This is a genomic window from Eubacterium sp. AF17-7 (genome assembly GCF_003461285.1).
In the GTDB taxonomy this organism is placed as follows: Bacteria; Bacillota; Clostridia; order Lachnospirales; family Lachnospiraceae; genus Eubacterium_U; species Eubacterium_U album.
Genome location: NZ_QTWU01000003.1, coordinates 77,565 through 98,194 on the forward strand (window position 1 = coordinate 77,565; position 20,630 = coordinate 98,194).

14 protein-coding genes are annotated in these 20,630 nt (G+C 31.7%); 1 reads left to right on the forward strand and 13 read right to left on the reverse strand.

The genetic code is table 11. From position 1 onward, the window contains the following. Positions 1-274: 274 nt before the first annotated feature. From DWW96_RS05385 to DWW96_RS05410, 6 genes are all read right to left on the reverse strand, one after another. A complete protein-coding gene (locus DWW96_RS05385) occupies positions 275-3,202 on the reverse strand; it encodes a glycoside hydrolase family 3 N-terminal domain-containing protein (RefSeq protein WP_117909593.1) in 2,928 nt (975 codons plus the stop codon). 186 nt (positions 3,203-3,388) lie between these two features. Beyond that, complete coding sequence (locus tag DWW96_RS05390; RefSeq protein WP_022089787.1) at positions 3,389-4,714, reverse strand: sensor histidine kinase; 1,326 nt, start codon at positions 4,712-4,714, stop codon at positions 3,389-3,391. After that, positions 4,714-5,424, reverse strand: coding sequence for a LytTR family DNA-binding domain-containing protein (locus tag DWW96_RS05395; RefSeq protein ID WP_022089786.1), 711 nt, complete (start codon positions 5,422-5,424; stop codon positions 4,714-4,716). Before DWW96_RS05395 ends, DWW96_RS05390 begins: the two co-directional genes overlap by 1 nt. A 286-nt stretch (positions 5,425-5,710) precedes the next feature. Continuing rightward, positions 5,711-8,221, reverse strand: a complete 2,511-nt coding sequence (feoB, locus tag DWW96_RS05400) for a ferrous iron transport protein B (protein ID WP_117909596.1) — start codon at positions 8,219-8,221, stop codon at positions 5,711-5,713. 200 nt (positions 8,222-8,421) lie between these two features. After that, positions 8,422-8,643: a ferrous iron transport protein A gene (locus DWW96_RS05405; protein WP_022089659.1), complete on the reverse strand. Its 222-nt coding sequence runs from the start codon at positions 8,641-8,643 to the stop codon at positions 8,422-8,424. A gap of 128 nt (positions 8,644-8,771) precedes the next feature. After that, complete coding sequence (locus DWW96_RS05410; RefSeq protein ID WP_117909598.1) at positions 8,772-8,984, reverse strand: FeoA family protein; 213 nt, start codon at positions 8,982-8,984, stop codon at positions 8,772-8,774. A gap of 219 nt (positions 8,985-9,203) precedes the next feature. Here DWW96_RS05410 and DWW96_RS05415 point away from each other — a divergent pair, with 219 nt between their 5' ends. Then, positions 9,204-9,569, forward strand: coding sequence for a metal-dependent transcriptional regulator (locus tag DWW96_RS05415; protein WP_022089657.1), 366 nt, complete (start codon positions 9,204-9,206; stop codon positions 9,567-9,569). A 179-nt stretch (positions 9,570-9,748) separates the two neighbouring features. Here the strand turns inward: DWW96_RS05415 and hydF are convergent, their stop codons facing one another. The 7 genes from hydF to DWW96_RS05450 form a co-directional block, all read right to left on the reverse strand. Next, complete coding sequence (gene hydF / locus DWW96_RS05420) at positions 9,749-11,005, reverse strand: [FeFe] hydrogenase H-cluster maturation GTPase HydF (RefSeq protein WP_117909600.1); 1,257 nt, start codon at positions 11,003-11,005, stop codon at positions 9,749-9,751. Positions 11,006-11,032: 27 nt separating this feature from the next. Next, entirely contained in the window at positions 11,033-11,884 is an 852-nt protein-coding gene (locus tag DWW96_RS05425; RefSeq protein WP_117909602.1) for a PHP domain-containing protein, read from the reverse strand. A 33-nt stretch (positions 11,885-11,917) separates the two neighbouring features. Next, complete coding sequence (gene hydG / locus DWW96_RS05430; protein WP_117909604.1) at positions 11,918-13,339, reverse strand: [FeFe] hydrogenase H-cluster radical SAM maturase HydG; 1,422 nt, start codon at positions 13,337-13,339, stop codon at positions 11,918-11,920. 114 nt (positions 13,340-13,453) lie between these two features. After that, on the reverse strand, positions 13,454-16,198 hold the full coding sequence (locus tag DWW96_RS05435) for a PAS domain-containing hybrid sensor histidine kinase/response regulator (RefSeq protein WP_117909606.1): 2,745 nt from the start codon (positions 16,196-16,198) through the stop codon (positions 13,454-13,456). A gap of 366 nt (positions 16,199-16,564) precedes the next feature. Then, positions 16,565-18,835 (reverse strand): ABC transporter permease, encoded by a 2,271-nt coding sequence (locus DWW96_RS05440; protein WP_117909608.1) that lies wholly within the window; start codon positions 18,833-18,835, stop codon positions 16,565-16,567. An 11-nt stretch (positions 18,836-18,846) separates the two neighbouring features. After that, the gene (locus DWW96_RS05445) at positions 18,847-19,545 is read right to left on the reverse strand and encodes an ABC transporter ATP-binding protein (RefSeq protein ID WP_022087897.1); all 699 of its coding nucleotides are present in this window, start codon (positions 19,543-19,545) and stop codon (positions 18,847-18,849) included. 316 nt (positions 19,546-19,861) lie between these two features. Next, on the reverse strand, positions 19,862-20,521 hold the full coding sequence (locus DWW96_RS05450; RefSeq protein ID WP_022087896.1) for an HAD family phosphatase: 660 nt from the start codon (positions 20,519-20,521) through the stop codon (positions 19,862-19,864). Positions 20,522-20,630 lie beyond the last annotated feature (109 nt).

A 20,630-nucleotide genomic window follows, 5' to 3' on the forward strand; every position in this document is an offset into this window, starting at 1 on the left:
CACTACTTATAAGCATAATTGTCAGCCGGACTAGCAGAGCACTTTCACTACTTGTAAGCATAAATACTATCTTAAACCCAGGACATTATATCTTTAAATCAGTTTGACATTAATCAGGCTGAAACTCTTTCATTGTGCATAAAAAAGATGCATCCTTACTTAAGTTTTAATCACTTAAGTAAGGATGCATTTGAGGGAGTTTTCCGGTCGTCATGCCCTACAAATAGCATGATTACCTTTAGTTATAATCTATAATTATTCTTAAACAACTATATTATTCTGCCTGTTCTACAACAACTTCTTTTCTTCTCTTGTTGAAGTTTACTATTAATAAGATTTCCCAGGCAATTAAGATAATTGCTGCGCAAACATCTACAACTTTAAGAATTGTTTCCCAACGGTTTGGCTGCTGTGACTGTTCAATTCCAAGTTCACTGTACTGACGGCTATTTGCTACAACATAGAGAATACGTTTTGCTGACTGACGTAATTTCTGCTGTGCTCCTGCTGTTTCAGTATATTTCATATCATTTGCTTCTGTTGCATAGTTTACTAACATAAGGTCTGTACCGTTACGAATTGCCTGGTCAGCGTTCATGTAACCATATACACCAAAGTAGTCAGTTTCAACAAATCCCTTGAATCCCCATTCACCACGGAGAACATCTTCTAATAATTCTGAGCATCCACCAGCCCAGCAGTTTCCAATGTAGTTGAATGATGACATAACTGCTAATGAGCCACCGTCTTTAACTGATTTTTCAAATGGCTTTAAGTAAACTTCACGGATTGCCTGTTCATTTGCCCATGTGCAAAGCATACTTGTTCTATTTGTTTCCTGATCATTTAATGCAAAGTGTTTCATATATGCATATACTCCGTGAGCCTGTGCACCCTGAATTGCGCTTGTAGCGATATCTCCTGACAATACACCATCTTCTGAATAGTATTCAAAGTTACGTCCTGCAAATGCTGTACGATGAATGTTCATAGCCGGGCCATACCAACCTGCTGTATCCATCTGATCTGCCATTGTTCCGATTGAATCACCAAATTTATTTGCTAATTCATTATTCCATGTAGCTGCAATTACTACTGCTGCAGGGAATCCTACAGAACCCTGTCCTGTAAAGTTGTTATTAATAGAAGCCGGACCATCACAGTCATTTGTTCTATATTTTCCTACTGATTTAATTGCTGCAGTCTGATATCCACCAAGAGATGTCATACTGTTCATTTCCTTAATTGTTAACTGATCCATAAATGTATCCCATTTTTCATCATCATAGTCTACACCACGCATGTCAACTAAATTAATTCCTGCATTCTTTCCTGTTGTTGGATATTCTGCATCAGGATCTTCATCTTTTTCACCTGCTTTTGCATCATAATTTGATACATTATAAAATCCTGCTTTAGCTTCATCTGACATCTCTGTACTTGTTGGAGCCTTTGTTGCTTCTTCATAGTTTGCAAATTTATCTGCTCTTGAAAGGTATGTTACATCACCTTCTGCGAAATCAAATTCGTTTGTTGCAACTGATACATCACTTTCACGTTTGTTATCTTCGCCATATGTAATTGTTTCAGGAACATTTACATTAACGCTGTCTAATACTGTATGTGAATCTGAATTTATAGATACCACATAGTCACCTTGTTCTAAAACATATGCTTTAGCTGTCTTTGAATCATAAGATGCCATATCTTCTTTATCAAATGAAACCTCAACTGTTTGAGTTGCACCCGGTTCAATTGAACCTGTCTTAGTATATGTAACTAAGTTTGCACTTGATTTTTCAATACCACCATTTGTATATGGAGGATTATAATATACTTCTACAACATCCTTACCAGCAACTGATCCTGTGTTCTTAACTTCAACTGTCAATGTTACAGTATCACCTTCTGTGCTTGAATTTACAATTTTTTGTTCAAATGTGCTGTAGCTAAGTCCGTATCCAAATGGGTACTGAACTGTCTTATCATAATCAATAAGACCTTCTGTAGCTGCTGTTTCATAGAACTTATATCCTACATAAATTCCTTCTACATAATTTACAAAAGTTGGCTGTGTTTCAGGACTGAAAGCTGTTGCATCAACCTTGAAATCACTCATATTTGTATATTCAAATTCTCCCATGTTATTCCATGTTGGAGCTTTTGTCAAATCATATACAAATGTATCAACTAATCTACCTGATGGGTTAACTTCACCTGATACGATACGTCCAAATCCGTCAAATCCTGACTGACCTGCACCTGCACACCAGTATGCACCCTTAATCTGTTTGTAATCATTAATAAATCCTAATTCAAATGGGTTTGCACCATTGTATACAACAATTACGTTGTCAAAGTTTTTACATACAAGATCAAGCATTTCTTCTTCTCTGTTTGATAACTGTAAGAAATGATCTCCTTTGTCCCAGTCTTTTCCTTCATTTACTGAATCGTCATATGTCATCGGAATATCTGCTTTGTATGTTCCGTCAGCAACTGCTGCCATATCTGTTGGAAGGTCAGCACCTTCACCACCTACACGTGAAATAACTACCATTGCTGTGTTTGAAAATTCTTTTGCATTGTTCATCATTTCATCTGTGTAAAGACTTACATTTGGCTCAGGTAATGTCCAATCACAACTCATCATTCCTACTTCAGGATGTTTATCTTCATAATCTGTGTAAAATTTTGTTAATTCCTTGTTTGTTTCGATTCCTGCGTCATTTAAACCTTTGATTAAATTAACTGTAGGATATGCATCATTTAATGCACCTGAACCTGTACCACCATAGCAAGGATTTGTTGAACCCCAGCCAAATACGTTTAACTTACCACTTGTTACAGGAAGAACGTTATCATCATTCTTTAAAAGAACTGCTCCTTCTTCCACAATTTCTGAAACTAAATCAGTAGCTTCTTCAGTTGTCTTTGCGTCGATTTTGCTAACCGGCTTTCCTGCTACTGATGTTAACAATGTGTTCATTGGTCCTGTACAAATTAAATTTGCTAACACAACAATTACCAATACCATTGCTACCAAAACCTCTCCACGAACCAAACGCTTTAAAGGTTTCTTTAATCCTTTTACTGCTACGATAGCAATTATACCGACAATAATTGCTATTACACCTACTATTAAATGTGTTGAAATACTCTGAATAACTCCTATAACGTCATCCCAGTTAATAGCTAACATCTCATTTCCTCCTTTTTCATCTGAGCGATATCCGCTGTTTCCTTGTAACTATAATTTACCACATCCTAATTTAATTTGAGTTTTCTGTCATAAACTGTCGAAAATCACTCATCAACTGCATTTTACATATACTTTTTGCACAAAAAAAGTGCACTTATATGTGCACTTTTCACATTTATTTAACAATTATTTGTTACTACAAGGAATTAATATTGTGAGTTCAAACCAATCTTTATTCATTCCTGCTTTCATGGTTCCGTCATATTTGTCAACTGTATATTGAATACTCTTAAGTCCGAATCCATGATTTCTTTTGTCAGCCTTTGAACTCTCAAATAATCTAATTCCTCTTTTATCCTCATTTGGTTTAACTTCGCAATAATTCTGAAATTGAATAAGTACAAATTTATTCTTTGCAGAAACAGTCACGTGTATAATTCTTTTTTCAATATCCTTAATCATTACTACATTTTCAATTGCATTATCAATTGCATTTCCAAATATAGTACAAATATCAGTAACATGCATAAACTCAAGTAATTTTCCATCAATAACACAGGTAAACTTAATATCATATTTCTGTCCATGCATTATCTTTCCCGCTATAATAGTATCTAATACCTTATTTCCTGTATTAGTAACACTCTCAAATCCTCTAATATCATCTTCCATTGCATCAAGCCACTCTGTTCTTTTATCGATATCCGTTTCTGCCCTAAGACCTGCAATCTGATGCTTTAAATCATGATATTTCATATTAATTAAATCTATGCTTTCCTGATAATTTCTATATTGATTGTACTGGCTCTTTAACATTGAATCCATTGTTACAATTTCTGACTCAGCCATAAGTTCACAAACTCTACTTTGATAAGCATAAAGAATTGTCATTCCTGCTAAATCAAATAATGTTCTAATGTTAAATATGTCACTTCTAAATCCACTTGAAAATGGAGTATTTTTCCAAATAAAACTTAAATTACTAAATGTAAATGCTACTGCCACTATAGCTATAACTGCAATAAATTCTTTATATGTAATTTTATTTAAATATTCAGGATTCATTAACGGCTTTTCCATAAATGCAACTAATACAAAAATTGCTGTATATATAACAACCAGCATTACTATCTTTGCAAATACAAAATGCTCAACATCAACTCTTGCATTCAGATAACAATCCAACTGCCACTGAAATGATGCTGTAAACTCAGCAATAAGAAATGCTCTCGCACATAAATATGCCGCCGTAATTGAATGCACATTTCCTACCGTATATATGAATAAATACATTAAAAGTGCCGCAGCCACCATACATGGAATCCACCATACTGTTGGCAAATCTCCCGTTGGAACTAACAACGCAATCTGTGCAACTAAAAATAACGTTGATAATGCAACTGTTATTTTATTATTGAACCTCTTCTTAATAAGGCAAATATAAATTACACACGCTCCCCATTCTGCTAATGCCGTATAAAATCTTGGAATATCCTGATAAATTGTTTCCATTATTCAGTCACCCCACTCATATAATTAACTAAAGCCTCCATAAACGGCTTTTTCTTTGCTCTACTTATTAATAACTCCTCGTCATTAATAAGGCACACTCCCTCTTTTACCCCATCGACGTATTTGAGATTAACAATATATCCTTTATTGCATCTGAAAAATCCATATGGCGATAATATTTCCTCCATATCTTTCATTGTACCTCTTGCAGTAAATTCGCCTTTCTTAGTTCTATATATGAGAGAATGTCCCATACTTTCAACATAATATATATCATCAATTTCCATTTTTAAAACACCATCTTCTACAGGAATTGATACAAATACTTTCTTTTTATTTTGTAGTCTTCCTATCGCTCTATCAAGTTTCTGCGAAAACGGAAAAAATTCAACCGGTTTTACAACGTAATCTAATGCATCAACTTCATATCCTCTTATTGCATATTGGGTCATATTTGTAATAAACATTATAATTACCTCGCTGTCTAATTTTCTAATCTGTTCAGCAGCCGTCATTCCATCCATATATTTCATCTGAATATCCATAAGAATTATGTCAAAATCTCCTGAATAATTTTCAACTATTTCCGCTCCATCCGGAAATACTCTTACATTAATTCTGTTTCCGCTTTCCTTCTCATATCTTGATATATATTCTTTTAATTGAGATACGTATAATTTCTCATCCTCAACTATTGCAATATTAATCATTGTATCCTCCTACTCTTCGTAATTTTAAAATTAACCACTACACCCTCATAACTTTATTTTCAAATATTAAAATCCGTTATTTATAACTGTGCAACTATTGTAAAACTCCTTATAAATTATATCTTAACATACAAAAAAATTAGTGTAAACAAAACCTTAATGTCTTGTTTACACCATATATTGGAAGATAGTACGCTAAAAACAAAAAAGGACTTTACAGGATACGATTGGCATTAACCTACATATCCTATAAAGTCCTCTGTATAAATATTTTATTATGTTTAAATTAGTTTTTTGCTAATTTTTTAGAGTCAATTTTTAAAGATGTACTTTCCTTGTATGGTCTGAATAATAAGTATCCAAATCCGATTACAAGTAAGATTGCCACTACTGTTCCAACTCCAAATGTTCCTGCTGTAAATAATGTACCTAACTGGTAAATACATAATGCAACTACATATCCAAGAATTGTCTGGTATCCAATTGCAAAGAAGAACCATTTTTTGTTGTTCATCTCTCTCTTAATAGCACCCATAGCTGCGAAACATGGTGCGCAAAGAAGGTTAAATACTAAGAAACCATAAGCAGCGATTGGTGTCATAATCTGTGCAAGATTTCCCCAGATTTCTGTACCATCTTCTGCAACTTCTGCAAAACCGAATAACATACCAAATGTTGCTACTACATTTTCTTTTGCAATTAAACCTGAAATAGCTGCTACAGCCATCTTCCATCCTTCACCTGCTTTTGTCCATCCAAGTGGTGTGAAGATAGGGGCGATTACACTACCAATTGAAGTAAGAATACTGTCGTTTAACTGTTCTGCTTCTAACATTCCAAATTTTCCATCTACCCAACCAAAGCTCATTAAGAACCAAAGTACGATTGTTGAAAGAAGAATAATTGTTCCTGCCTTCTTAATGAATGACCATCCTCTTTCCCACATACTTCTAAGTACGTTGCTAACTGTTGGCCAGTGATATGCAGGAAGTTCCATTACGAATGGAGCAGGATCTCCTGCAAACATTTTTGTTTTCTTTAAAATAATACCTGAGCAGATAATTGCTGCAATACCAACAAAGTATGCACTTGTTGCTACCCAGCCTGCATTACCAAAGAATGCACCTGCGATTAAAGCTATAATAGGAAGTTTTGCTCCACAAGGAACAAATGTTGTTGTCATAATTGTCATCTTACGGTCACGGTCATTTTCAATTGTTCTTGATGCCATGATACCCGGAACACCACATCCACTACCAATTAACATTGGAATGAATGATTTTCCTGAAAGACCGAATTTTCTAAAGATTCTGTCCATGATAAACGCAACTCTTGCCATATATCCACAGCTTTCAAGGAAAGCTAAGAAAATAAATAATACAAGCATCTGTGGTACGAAACCAAGTACAGCACCAACACCGGCTACAATACCATCAAGGATTAATCCCTGCAACCAGCCTGCACAGTTAATTGCTTCAAGTGCATTTCCAATAATCACAGGAACACCTGGTACCCAAACTCCATAATCTGCAGGATCAGGTTCTTCAGCTTCTGTTGCTGTCTTAAAATCATTAACTGTTACGTCAAACTTGTCTTTTACATTTCCATCTTCATCTTCAATTTCTGCTTTTGCAGTAATGTCTGATACTCCGGCTTCAGCAACAAATGCGTCAACTGCTGCTGTCTTATCAGCTTCACTTGCTTCTTCGTTCCCAAGAACTTCTTCGATATTATCTGTGCTGATTCCTTTGTCCTTAGCTGCTTCAATGAAAGCATCAACTGCTGCTGTCTGCTTTTCATAATCGCCTGATGCATCTTCATAAGAACTTGTTCCTATGCCAAACAAATGCCATCCGTCACCAAATACACCATCGTTAGCCCAATCAGTAGCCCATGTACCAACTGTTGTTACTGATACATAGTAAACAACAAACATTACTACTGCAAAAATTGGAAGTGCAGCCCATCTGTTAGTTACCACTTTATCAATTTTATCTGATACTGATAATTCTTTCTTTGAAGACTTCTTAATACATTCTCCGATAATAGAAGAAATATATGTATATCTTTCATTTGTAATAATACTTTCTGTATCATCATCAAATTCTTTTTCAAGCTTTGCTATTTCATTTGATACATCAGGAATTTCTGTCATCATTTCACTGATTTTATCATCTTTTTCAAGAAGCTTTATTGCAAAGAATCTTTTCTGCTCAGGAGCAACACTGCTTCCAAGCATATTTTCTACATCTTTAATTACATTTTCAACTTCTAATGTAAATTCATGAACTGCTGTTGAAGCCTGTTTTTTGTTAGCTAAAGCAACTGCTTTTTTTACAAGTGTATCAATTCCTTTTCCTTTAAGAGCTGAAATTTCCACTACTTCGCATCCAAGTTTCTGGCTTAATTTTTCGATGTTAACTTTGTCACCGTTTTTCTCTAATACGTCAACCATGTTAACAGCCATGATTACAGGAATACCAAGTTCCATAATCTGAGTTGAAAGATATAAGTTTCTTTCAATGTTTGTACCATCAACAATATTAATTATTGCATCCGGCTTTTCTGTTATAAGATAATTTCTTGCAACCACTTCTTCGAGCGTATATGGAGATAAAGAATAAATTCCTGGTAAATCGACCAATGTAGCTTCCTTATTTCCCTTGATTTTACCCTCTTTCTTTTCAACTGTAACGCCCGGCCAGTTTCCAACAAACTGATTAGAACCTGTCAAAGCATTAAACAAAGTTGTTTTTCCGCAGTTAGGGTTACCTGCTAAAGCAATTTTAATTGACATTTTTTTCTCCTTTTTTTACTATCTTTTTCAAATGTGTAATAATATGCTATTTTGTCATTAGTAAGTTAACTCAAAATTTCAAACGCAAGTTTTATCATTCTGACCGCAATTCTTCATTGCTTACCTTTATTGCATATCGCTCACTTTCATTATGTTGCACTTACTTTTATTAGTCATTTCTAACTTGTAGGTAAAAAAAATTATTCTACCTCAATCATTTCTGCATCTGCTTTTCTAAGAGACAATTCATATCCTCTTACAGTTACTTCAATCGGGTCTCCTAAAGGTGCTACTTTTCTTACATATACTTCAACACCTTTTGTTATGCCCATATCCATAATTCTTCTTTTAACCGGGCCATCTCCAGTAAGTTTCTTAACTTTCACAGTCTTTCCAACTGCAACTTCCTTTAATGTACTCATTGCTATCCTTCTTTCATATTTCTTTTTATATGTAAAATTATGATTGTGCACTCTTAAATACCTGCACAACAAAAAAGATTTAATAATATTTAATCAAATAAATAAAACTTTAATTTTCTTTATTAAATCTAAACCATAATTTTATTAGCCATATCTTTTCCTATTGCAACACGTGAATCTTTTACGTTAACAATCATGTTTCCACCCATCTGTGAAACAACTGTAACAGTTCCACCTACTACAAATCCTAAGTTTTCCAAAAACCTTCTTGTTTCTTCCTTACCGCCAACTTTTTTGATAACCGTTGGTTCTCCTTCATTTATCATAGTTAATGGCATCATGTTTCCTTCTTTCTTCTTAAGTAAAGATAAACCTTATTTTCAACAGTTAGTATATGCTAACGCAAATTAGATGTCAATAATTATTTTACTAAAATTCCAAATTTTTTTCTATTTTTTATAAAAATACCTTTATATTTTTATTCAATATAATTTGAGTAATATTCCACTTTGTGATACAATATCAAAAGACAATACGAGAAATACAAGGAGGTTTTCAACATGATTATTAATGAATCGGCAGAAAATTATTTAGAGACTATTCTTGTTCTTAGCAAAAAACTTCCCGTTGTTCGTTCCGTAGATATTTCCAACGAATTAGGTTTTAAGAAATCAAGCGTCAGCATTGCTATGAAAAACCTTAGAGAGAAAGGTCATATCACTGTTACTGACGCCGGATACATTTATCTTACAGAATCTGGAAAACAGATTGCAGACATGATATATGAAAGACATGAACTCTTATCATCATGGTTAGTACGTTTAGGAGTTCCTGAAGAAATTGCTACAGAAGATGCATGTAGAATTGAGCATGTGATTAGCAAGGAAAGCTTTGCGGCTATAAAGAATCATGTAAAATCACACTAATTATTTTAAACATTTATTATAGTCTTTAATGAGTAAAACCCACATCATTTTCCATTGATGTGGGTTTTACTCATTTATCATATGTGTAGTAAATAACCTAAAACACTACATATAATATTATTTTGGTTATTTGCAGCCTGGTTATAAACTTGTTTTACCCCATTTCTGACAACGAGCCGTTATTTTCGTTTATTAGTATTAAATACTTCTATACTTCTTTCAAGAATTCCATTCATATACGCTATCAATGTACCATAATTTGTCATTGGAATTTTATTATCGTTTGCACACTTTAATCTATATTTCATTTCCTTTTCATTTAATGTGCATCCGCCACAATGAATAATTAATTTGTACTCTGACAAATCTGTCGGAAATTCTGTTCCACTTGTAAAATACAGTTTTAAATCTTTTCCTGTGTATTTTTTTATCCAATTAGGTAGCTTAACCGTTCCTATATCATCACATTGTCTATGATGAGTGCAACCTTCTGAAATTAAAATTCTGTCTCCATCATTTAAATTTTCGATAGTAGCCACACCTTCTACCTGTGTCTTAAGATTTCCTTTATGCCTTGCCATTAATATTGAAAAAGAAGTTAAAAGCATATCATTAGGTGTATCTTTTGCTACCTGTTTGAATACCTGACTGTCTGTAATAATTAATTTCGGTTTTTGTACTAATTTATCTAAAGTAGCAACAAGTTTATCCGGCTGAATCACAATCGTAATTGCCCCTACTTCTAATAATTCTCTTATAGTCTGCTGCTGCGGTAATATAAGTCTGCTCTTAGGTGCTGCTGAATCTATTGGTGTCACTAAAATAACAATATCTCCTTCATCGACTAAATCTCTGACTATCGGATATTTAAATTCATTTTCCGGCTTTAATGTGGCTATCTTTTCTTTTAATTCATATATATTCTTATTTGCTTTAGCACTTATTCCAATTATTTTATTTTCAGGCACTATTTCTAATAATTTTTTATAAACTTGATTTTCTTTTAAATCTGTTTTAATTAAATCTATTTTATTTAAAACAATAATATAAGAAATATTTCGTTTTTTAATTTCATTTATAAGAGAAATGTCATCGTCTAAAATTTTATGAGACATATCATTATTATTCTTTTCATTTAAATCAATAACTATAACAGCTATATCCGTCTTATTTAACATCTGATAAGTTTTCTGAACTCTTAATTTGCCAAGTTCTCCTTCATCATCAATTCCCGGAGTATCTATTACCACAACAGGCCCTAGAGGTAAAAGTTCCATTGCTTTTAATACCGGGTCAGTTGTTGTACCACAAACATCTGATACAATCGATAATTTCTGACCTGTAATTGCATTAATCACACTAGATTTACCTGCATTTCGCTTTCCAAATATTCCTATATGAATACGTTCACCTCTAGTTGTTTCGTTCAAACCCATTATTTTCTCCATTATTTCTTTTAACTGTTAATTATTGTTATCTTTTCCTTTATATTCTGTTTTATCTTTATTTTCTTTTTTATCATTGTCAATTATATCTATTCTTTCAATATAACCTTTTTTAAGTTTTCCATTACGCTGGATTCCACGACTCCAACCTCCAAATTTATTATAAATCCAAAATAAATATGTTGTTATTATCTTGGCTTTTCCTAATTTACCTCTTGAAGTATTTTCATATATTTTTCCACCACATTCAGTCTTATTTCTGTGTTTTATATACTCAATCAACTGACTTTCTTTTCTTATTTCATCAGGAATTACTGTGTATGCATATCCTATGCTCTCCGTCTTATGTGAATCACTTCCTGCTGTTCCTGTCAAATTATATTTTTCAGCCATTTCTAACGCTTTATCATTTGCCATTTTAGATTCGCAGGCATTAAACACTTCAATAAAATCAAATTCAGATAAAATGTCCGGATTTCTTTTATAAGCTTTTGAATTCATAAAACTCATAAACTTTTCACCAAATGGATGCGCAGGTCCTAATATTCCTCCATAATTATGAACTATTGGAATAAGCAACTGTACCGGCATTCCTCTAAGTTCCATAAGCCTTAATTTAAGATTCTCCGGCATAATTACAATGATATGTCCTGCATCTAATGTATCATACTCTATTCCTTTAAATACTACAAAGTCCTTGTCAACATTTTTTATATTATGTTTCCAATATCTATACCCATCATAAGAGTCATGGTCTGTTACTAACATACCCCCATAACCCTGAGATTTTAATATATTTATATACTCACTAATTGGGACTTTTCCATCTAGCGAGCCCTCTTTTGTATGACAATGCATATCTATTTTCATATAAACCTCCTAGAGAGGATTTTAACGTTTGTTTTAAAATCTAAAGTCTCTTTTGTTATTATCTTTTATTAATTTTAAATTTTTTATTACAATATCCTTTACTTTTTCATTAGGAATATTTTCAATTTCTTTATGAATTAAATTTTCGCCTATTTCTTTTGTTTCAGATGAAGCATAATCCATTAAATACTCCTGTAAAGTCATTAATGCATTTGGTAGACAACAATTCTGTATTTGACCGCTTTTACATAAAGACATAAATCTGTCACCTGTTCTGCCTTCTCTATAACAGGCTGTACAAAAACTTGGTATATAATCCATTTTCATAAGCCAGTTAACCACTTCATCAAGACTTCTTGTATCAGTCACATCGAACTGACTTGAATTTTCTTCTTCAGGTTCTGCTTCAAAATATCCGCCCACACTTGTTCTTGAGCCACCACTAATCTGAGAAATTCCAAGATGTAATACTCTTTCTCTTGTCTTCTGACTTTCCCTTGTAGATACAATCATTCCTGTATATGGAACTGCAATTCTTATACATGCAACAATCTTTGCAAAAATATCGTCACTTATTCCATTTGAAAATAATGACTTATCTATATCATCTGCATCGCAAATTCTAGGTACACTTATAGTATGTGGTCCAACTCCAAAGACAGCTTCTAAATGTTCAGCATGCATTAATAATCCTGCAAATTCATATCTGTACTTATCAAGTCCAAATAATACACCAAGACCTACATCATCAATTCCACCTTCCATTGCTCTGTCCATTGCTTCTGTATGATAATTATAATCACTCTTTGGTCCTGTCGGATGTAATTTCTTATAGCTTTCCTTATGATAAGTCTCCTGAAAAAGTATATAAGTTCCAATTCCTGCTTCCTTTAATAATCTGTAATTTTCAACAGTCGTCGCAGCAATATTAATGTTTACACGTCTGATAGCTCCATTTTTGTGTTTTATACTGTATATTGTTTTAATGCACTCAAGATAATAGTCCATTGTATTATTAACAGGATCTTCTCCTGCCTCTAGTGCTAATCTTTTATGTCCCATATCCTGAAGAGCTATTACTTCTTTTTTAATCTCTTCCTGTGTAAGTTTTTTTCTGGCAATATGCTTATTCTTAGCATGATAAGGACAGTATACACATCCGTTAACACAATAATTCGACAGATAAAGTGGAGCAAACATTACGATTCGATTTCCATAAAAGTCTTTTTTTATCTGTTCAGCAAGTTTAAACATTTCATTGTTTTTATTTTCATCTTTACATGCTAATAATACGGACGCTTCCCTGTGGGATAGTCCTTTTCTTAATTTGGCTTTTTCAAGAATCGAATCAATAAGTTTTATATTATTTTTATTTTCATCTGCATATTTAATTGTATCTAGAATTTCTTCATGATTAATAAAATCATCTGCCGATTTTGATGTTATATCATACACTTTTATGTCCTTCTTTCCTGTAATTATACATCTTTCTTTTGTTTATTCATCATTTTGACGATTAAATTTATAAAATATTAATAATTTACATTACATATTCTATATCTATTTTTTTTATTTACTTTTAGCAATTTCTTCTAAAACCTTTTCCATTTCTATTGGTTTTGTTAAATGAGCATTCATTCCTGCATCAATACTCGCCTTTATGTCACTTTCAAACGCATTTGCCGACATTGCAATTATTCGTATTGTTTTTGCATCGGCTTTATTCAATTTTCTAATTGTTCTTGTAGCCTCAAGACCGTCCATTACAGGCATTTGAATATCCATTAAAATTGCATCATAATATCCTAAATCAGATTTTTCAAATGCCTCAACTGCTTCTTTTCCCTCAACTGCAGTTTCCACAATTATTTTCTCTCTTTCTAAAAGAGTCTGTGCAATTTCTCTGTTAATTTCATTATCTTCTACAAGTAACACTCTCATTCCCGAAACATTACTATTTTCCAACTGATTTTCATCATCTTCATTATATTTGTAACTATATTCTGTCTCAATTATAAATGTTGTTCCCTTACCAAGTTCACTTTCTATTTTCATGGTAAATCCCATCGCATCTACAATTTTTTTAACAATATATAGTCCAAGTCCCGTGCCTATAAGTTCTGATGAAAATTCATTTCTCTCCTGCATAAAAGGCTCGCCTATTTTCTGTACAAATTCTTTGCTCATACCACAGCCTGTATCACTGATTACTATTCTTTCCTTTGCAGTCTTATCATCTACATTAATGTTTTCTATTTTCCAGGTTATCTTTCCACCCGGTTTAGTAAATTTATAAGCATTGTTTAAAAGATTAATAATCATCTGCTGTACACGCATTTTATCAATGTAACATAAAACTTCTTTATCTTTTTCTTTTTTGATAAAATTAGGATAAATAAATTCTATATTTTTTTCTTTCATTAATGGACTCATCATTGAAACAATAGGTTTAACAACGTTATACATACTGCACCATTCCGTATAAAGTTCAAATTTGTCATTTTCAATACGGCTTACATCTAATATATCGTTAATAAGTCCTAACAGATATTTACCTGACTCATTAATCTGGTCTATTTCTTTTGCTATAACTTCTCTTTTATCAACATCATCTTTAGCAATTTCGCACATTCCAATAATAGCATTCATAGGTGTTCTTATTTCATGACTCATTCGTGCCAAAAACTCGCTTTTAGCTTTAGCTGCCTGTTTTGCCTCTTCTAGCGCTTTTGCTAATCTCTCGCTATTTTTTCTTTCTTTTTCATAAATATCCGTAACATCTGTTACCATGAATAAAATTTCATTTTTATTTACGGCAGAATCTAAATATTGAAAATGAATTTTCTTTCTTCGTACTCCTTTTTCAATGTTAGATGTTATATTATGATAAAAATAATAATTGTCATTTTTTTTCAATTGCTTTTTAATATTATCTAACGCATATTCTTTTCTTGCCGTTTCGCGTTCTTCTTCTCCAATATTATTATTTATAAATGTATCTATTTCATCTGCAAAAAGATTCTTCTTGCGTATTTTCATTTCGTCATATGTGTTTCTATAATTAAAAATCATACTTTGGCCATTGATTGTATTTATCAAACCTATACAATCATATTCCGTATGTATACACTTATCCATTATTGATTTTATAGTATGCTTTTCAGTCACATCCTGTATATACACAAATTCCATAATTTCAGAAGTAATGGGATTGCTTAAAATTTTAGCAACAATCTTAACCCATTTAATCTCTCCATCTTTCATTACAATCTGAACTTCAGAGTCAATATTTTCTTTTCCATTATGGTATTGCATTATAATGCTTCCGGCTGAAAATTTATTTCTTATTTCTTTTTTTACTTCATCAGATAAAATTAATCCGATAAAATATTCAACAGCAGCTTCACATGATGTGTTTTCATTTACAACATCATCTGTCGAATTAGCATAATTGTTTTTAAAGTTACTTCTTTCAATTCTGTTTTTAGTAAGATTTATCTGATATGAAGCAATTATATCCTGTGACATTTCCTCTCTTGTTTTAAGTTCTGCCTGATATATTTCTAATTTTTTTTGTTGCTTTAATATGCTTTCAGTTTCATCAACAAAATATACCATGTATGCATCAATATCATTCCATAAATAGCTTTTTGTACCCAGACTATAATATCTGTTATTTCTTTTAATATGTATCTGTCTGTAAGCCTGAGAAGTTAATTCATTTATTTCTTTCTCGCTAAATATTATTCTCTCAGCCGGTATTAATTCATACACACTCTTTCCAATTACATTTATATCCTGAGGGATATTTTCTATTTTCTTCCACTCAGCATTTGCATATAATATTCGTCTTTCCTTTTTCTCTGCTACATATGTTGCAACCGGAGATTCATCTGATAATTTTATATACAAATCTAATTCATCTGACAACTTTGTACATGCACAATAAAAAACAGGACATCCATCCTCTTCTCTAATCTTTGAAGCGACCAAATTAATCCACTGAACATTTCCCGTGGCTGTATAATATCTATATCTTTCATCTACTTCATTATCACTTTGTATTTTGCATAAAATACTCGTCAAAAACTTTTTTCTATCTGCCTCATATATAATATCTATAACATTTACCCCACCATCAAGATAACGTTGTAATTCATCATGCGTTCTTCCTGATAATTTTGCAAATGCCTCATTAAAATAGAGACATTCTATATTGTTTTCAACTACTTTTACAATTATTATTCCACCTGGAATTGAATTTAACAGTGTTTCATTAATAATTGATTTTTCCTGTTCAATATTTTGTTTCATATAATTTCCTCGTTATATAACTCTTTCCGAACTGTGCCTTTTTATTATTATACGACTGATTCTTTTTTCTTTCAATGACAGGTGATATTTTGCGATATGATTTTTAAATACAAAAACTTATACTTTCATAATTTTATAAATAAAAATACCCACAGATTAATTCTTAATTGTGAGGGTTTGTGATATTAACTAAAGGCATTTGTCACCGCTGGTTCAAATTGACAGCGGATTTTGCCTAGAACCAAAGGTTCTAACAACAAAATATAGCTGGAGATTTAGAACTGCTGCGAGTGACAAGCAGCGCAAGCGTTATTTAGTTAATATCACAAACCCTCACAAAACCGGAATACATCTGTGGGCATTTTGTTATTCTACATTTTTCAATGCATCTGTCATAGGTATTTTCTTAATTTTTCTAAATTCGAGGAACGAAACTAATATATATGCCATCATGCCAAGAATAAACATTTCGACATATACAACAGGATCCATTTTCAGTATAATCCATCCTTTCATATCCATCATCATAGGTCTGTAAATCAAGTCTTTTATAATCCATACTACAACCGGAATGCTTAATGCTACGCATGCGATTACAACCCATGTCGTTGCAGTCATATAAAGTTTTCTTATTTCATTATTATCATATCCTAAGATTTTTACCATAGAGATTGACAAACTATTCTTTTCTATAACCAGTTTAATTAAAAGATACATTACAAGCATTGATAAAATAACTGACACAATGTTTACCATATTCATCATGCTACCCATAGATACATCCATCTGTCTTGCCATTTTAGTTAAATCATCCTGAGTAATAACAGAATAAATGTACTCCTGCTCAATATCTTTTATTTTTACATTTGAAAAATATCCTGTAAATTCATTGTCTTTTACATTAAACTCTTTGCAAAAATCTTTTGTATCCATAAATATTGCAAGCCCTATAGGATATTCATATATTCCACCAATTTCAAAATTGTGTTTTTTAGTTCCATAGCTTTCTTTTAAAGTGAATTTATCACCTTTTTTCAATCTGTACTTATCTGCAAATACATCTGAAACATAGACCTTTCCGCTTTCAAAATTCATTGATATATATTTACTGTCATCCGATATCCCATATACTGATATATCATCTTTTTCCCCATTTTCACTAGTTTTTTCAACTGTGCTCATGAAATATTTTTCTACATCCTTTGTTTCTGTTTCAAGAGGTGCTTTCAATACATACTGATACTTTGCAGCCATATGTTCAATTATGCTGTCATTATAAGAATCAAGTAATGCCGGAAGCATTAATCCAAATAAAAGCAATAAATTTGCAAATACGATTCCAACAAATAAAGTCAGATAATTATATCTGTTCTGAATAATAACCCTAATTCTGAAACGGTTAAAAAACTTAAAATGTGGTAATCTTATGGCTTTCTTTTTCTTTGAAGTTGATAAATCATTTCTTATAAACTTCATTGGTGAAAGTCTGAGTTTCTTTCTTATAAACACATAGTTTACAACAAGCATTATTATAAACGGAACAAGCGTTGTAAGCACAAAAGCTTCTGCATTCCATATTGTTGTATATGTTGGAAGACTATAACTTCCATAATACATCCCTGCACATACATATTTAAATACCGTATATCCAAGTATATTTCCTATTATTGCTGAAATAATTGTAACCAATAACGGCAATTCCATATAGTGAACTGTTATTTCTCTCTTTGAGTACCCTGATGCTCTGAGCGTTCCTATTATAGTTGCTTCTTTATTAATTGTATTTGTTATCGTTACTGCAAATATAAACGCAATTATGATAATTAATATGTATAATAACGCAATCATCATTCCTCTGTCGCTTCCTACATCATCCCCTGTAAAATTAATTGCATTATTTGTATATCTTGGTATGAAATTTTTTACAATTCCTTTAGAAGCTATAACTTCTAATAGCTTATCAGATACTTTCTTTTCTTTTTTCTCAGTAGATGGTTCTTTGTCGTATTTCCATGAATAGCTGAAAAATTTGTGTTCATCTCCGAACTGATTGTATCCATCATCTGTCATTATTGCGACACCAAATTTTACTGCATCAAACATTAAGTCTCCATTATTTGAGAATAATGCACTATAATCTGATAAAGCTACAAAACCTGTGACTTTTAATTTCTTATCCGAAACTTTAATGTAATCACCAACTTCAACATCGTTATTATTTGCATACATTCTGTCTATGGCAATTTCATCTTTATCATAAGGCATTTGCCCTTCCATAAGGCATACTTTATTAACTTTCTTTCTATCTTTAAATATTCTAAGCGTACTGTCATATTTATCATTTAAATCTGTATCAGTATCTTCTTCTATGTAATAATTATTGTATATAGAAATTTTTTCTTCATTTTCTATATCATTTATTGCATCATCACTCAAGGGAGTAAGCATTTCAAAATTACCATTTTCAATGTTATAAACACTAAAACTATTATCATATGTTTTCTTTATGCTATTTGCTGCAACAAGAAATCCGGATATAAATCCAATCGAACCAATAAGTAACAGAAAAATAACCACATACTTTCCAAATTCGCTTTTTAACTGTCTTGGAAGTCTTTTATGTAACGGATTTTTCATTATCTAACCTCCTACCACTCTAATTCCATAGCAGGAATTTTTTCTTCGTTAACATAATCTTTTCTGATTTGTCCGTCTCTTAATTTTATAACCCTGTCTGCCATATTTTTTATTGCGTCGTTATGTGTAACCATAATTACTGTATTACCATATTTATGATTAACATCCTCAATCAGCTTTAATATTTCTTTAGAAGTATTATAATCAAGTGCTCCTGTAGGTTCATCACAAAGTAAAATACTTGGATTTTTTACAATTGCTCTTCCAATTGATGTTCTCTGCTGCTGACCTCCTGATAACTGATTTGGCAATTTATGTCTATGTTCATAAAGGCCTAATGTTTTAAGCAAATCATCTATGTCTAATGGATTATCACTCAAATATGCTCCTACTTCTATGTTTTCTTTTACGTTTAAATTTGGTATAAGATTATACATTTGGAATACATATCCTAAATGCTTTCTTCTGTATTGCGTAAGATTTTTTTCATTCATATTCTGAATAACTTCTCCGTTAACTGTTATAGTTCCACTGTCTGCCTCATCTATTCCGCCAATAATATTTAGAAGCGTAGATTTTCCTGAACCTGAAGGTCCTAACAGTACACAAATATCACCTTTTTGTGCTGAAAAATTGATTCCTTTTAACACTTCTGTCTTATTTTTATCGTCTCCAAAACTCTTTTTTATGTCCTTGATTTCTAAAAACATATTTACTCCTCTCTATTTTTTTATTAATCTTTTACGTTGTGTATTTCTAACTATAGTTAGTCATCGCTACCTATTTATTTATGATTATACATTCTTTTTCATAGAAATCAAGAAAAACTCCCACATATAGGTTTTAAATTGTGCAGATTTGAGGTATTAACTTAATAACGCACGCAGTTGCAAATGCACTTAAGTTAATATCTCTAGCACACAAAAAATCCATATGTGGGAGTTGTATTTTATTATTATCATAAATAATTATACATCATCTATATATATTATTGTTATTTAGCTTATAAGTTTATGTTCATATGCTTTACAAATTCATATCAGCAATTAACTGTTTTACCTGAGTCCAATCTTTAATATAGATTGTAGATACTGATTTAACCTTTTCCTGATGCAATTTGCTAGAATCATCATATATTCCAACTGTATTAATTCCATTATTATAAGCTGTATTCAATGAATAAAATGCATCGTCCATAAGCCATGTACCTGCTTTATCACTTTTCATTTCTTCCATTGCTTTTTCAAATATTAACGGATTGTCTTTTCCCTTTCCAACCTCTGTTGTTGTAAATATCTTCTTAAAATATTTTTCCAAACCTAATCTCTTAAAAGCTGCTTCAATCATTGGTCGGTCTGTAGATGTTGCAACTGTCATTGGAATTTTATTTTCATATAAATACTCTATAAATTCCAACACTCCATCCTTTGGCATTGCTTCATTTTCATAAAATTCATATACAACACTGTTTATTCCATCAATAATTTCCTGTATAGTTTTATCCAATTTATATGTTTCTTTTATGTATTTTGCACCTTCAGCCATCGTTAAATCAAATAAAACCTCTGCAATATTTTCTTTTTCCTCAATTCCAAACTTATCCAAATATATTTTTCCTGCATCCATCCAGATTTTCATTGAATCTAAAATTGTTCCGTCTACATCAAATATTATTCCCTTATTCATAATTTTCTACTCCTCTTCTAATATGTATTTTCTTTTTTAATCGGATTAACCACCTAAAATATTTATTATAAAAAATTAACCTTACTCATTTTATTTTTTATCTGTTATT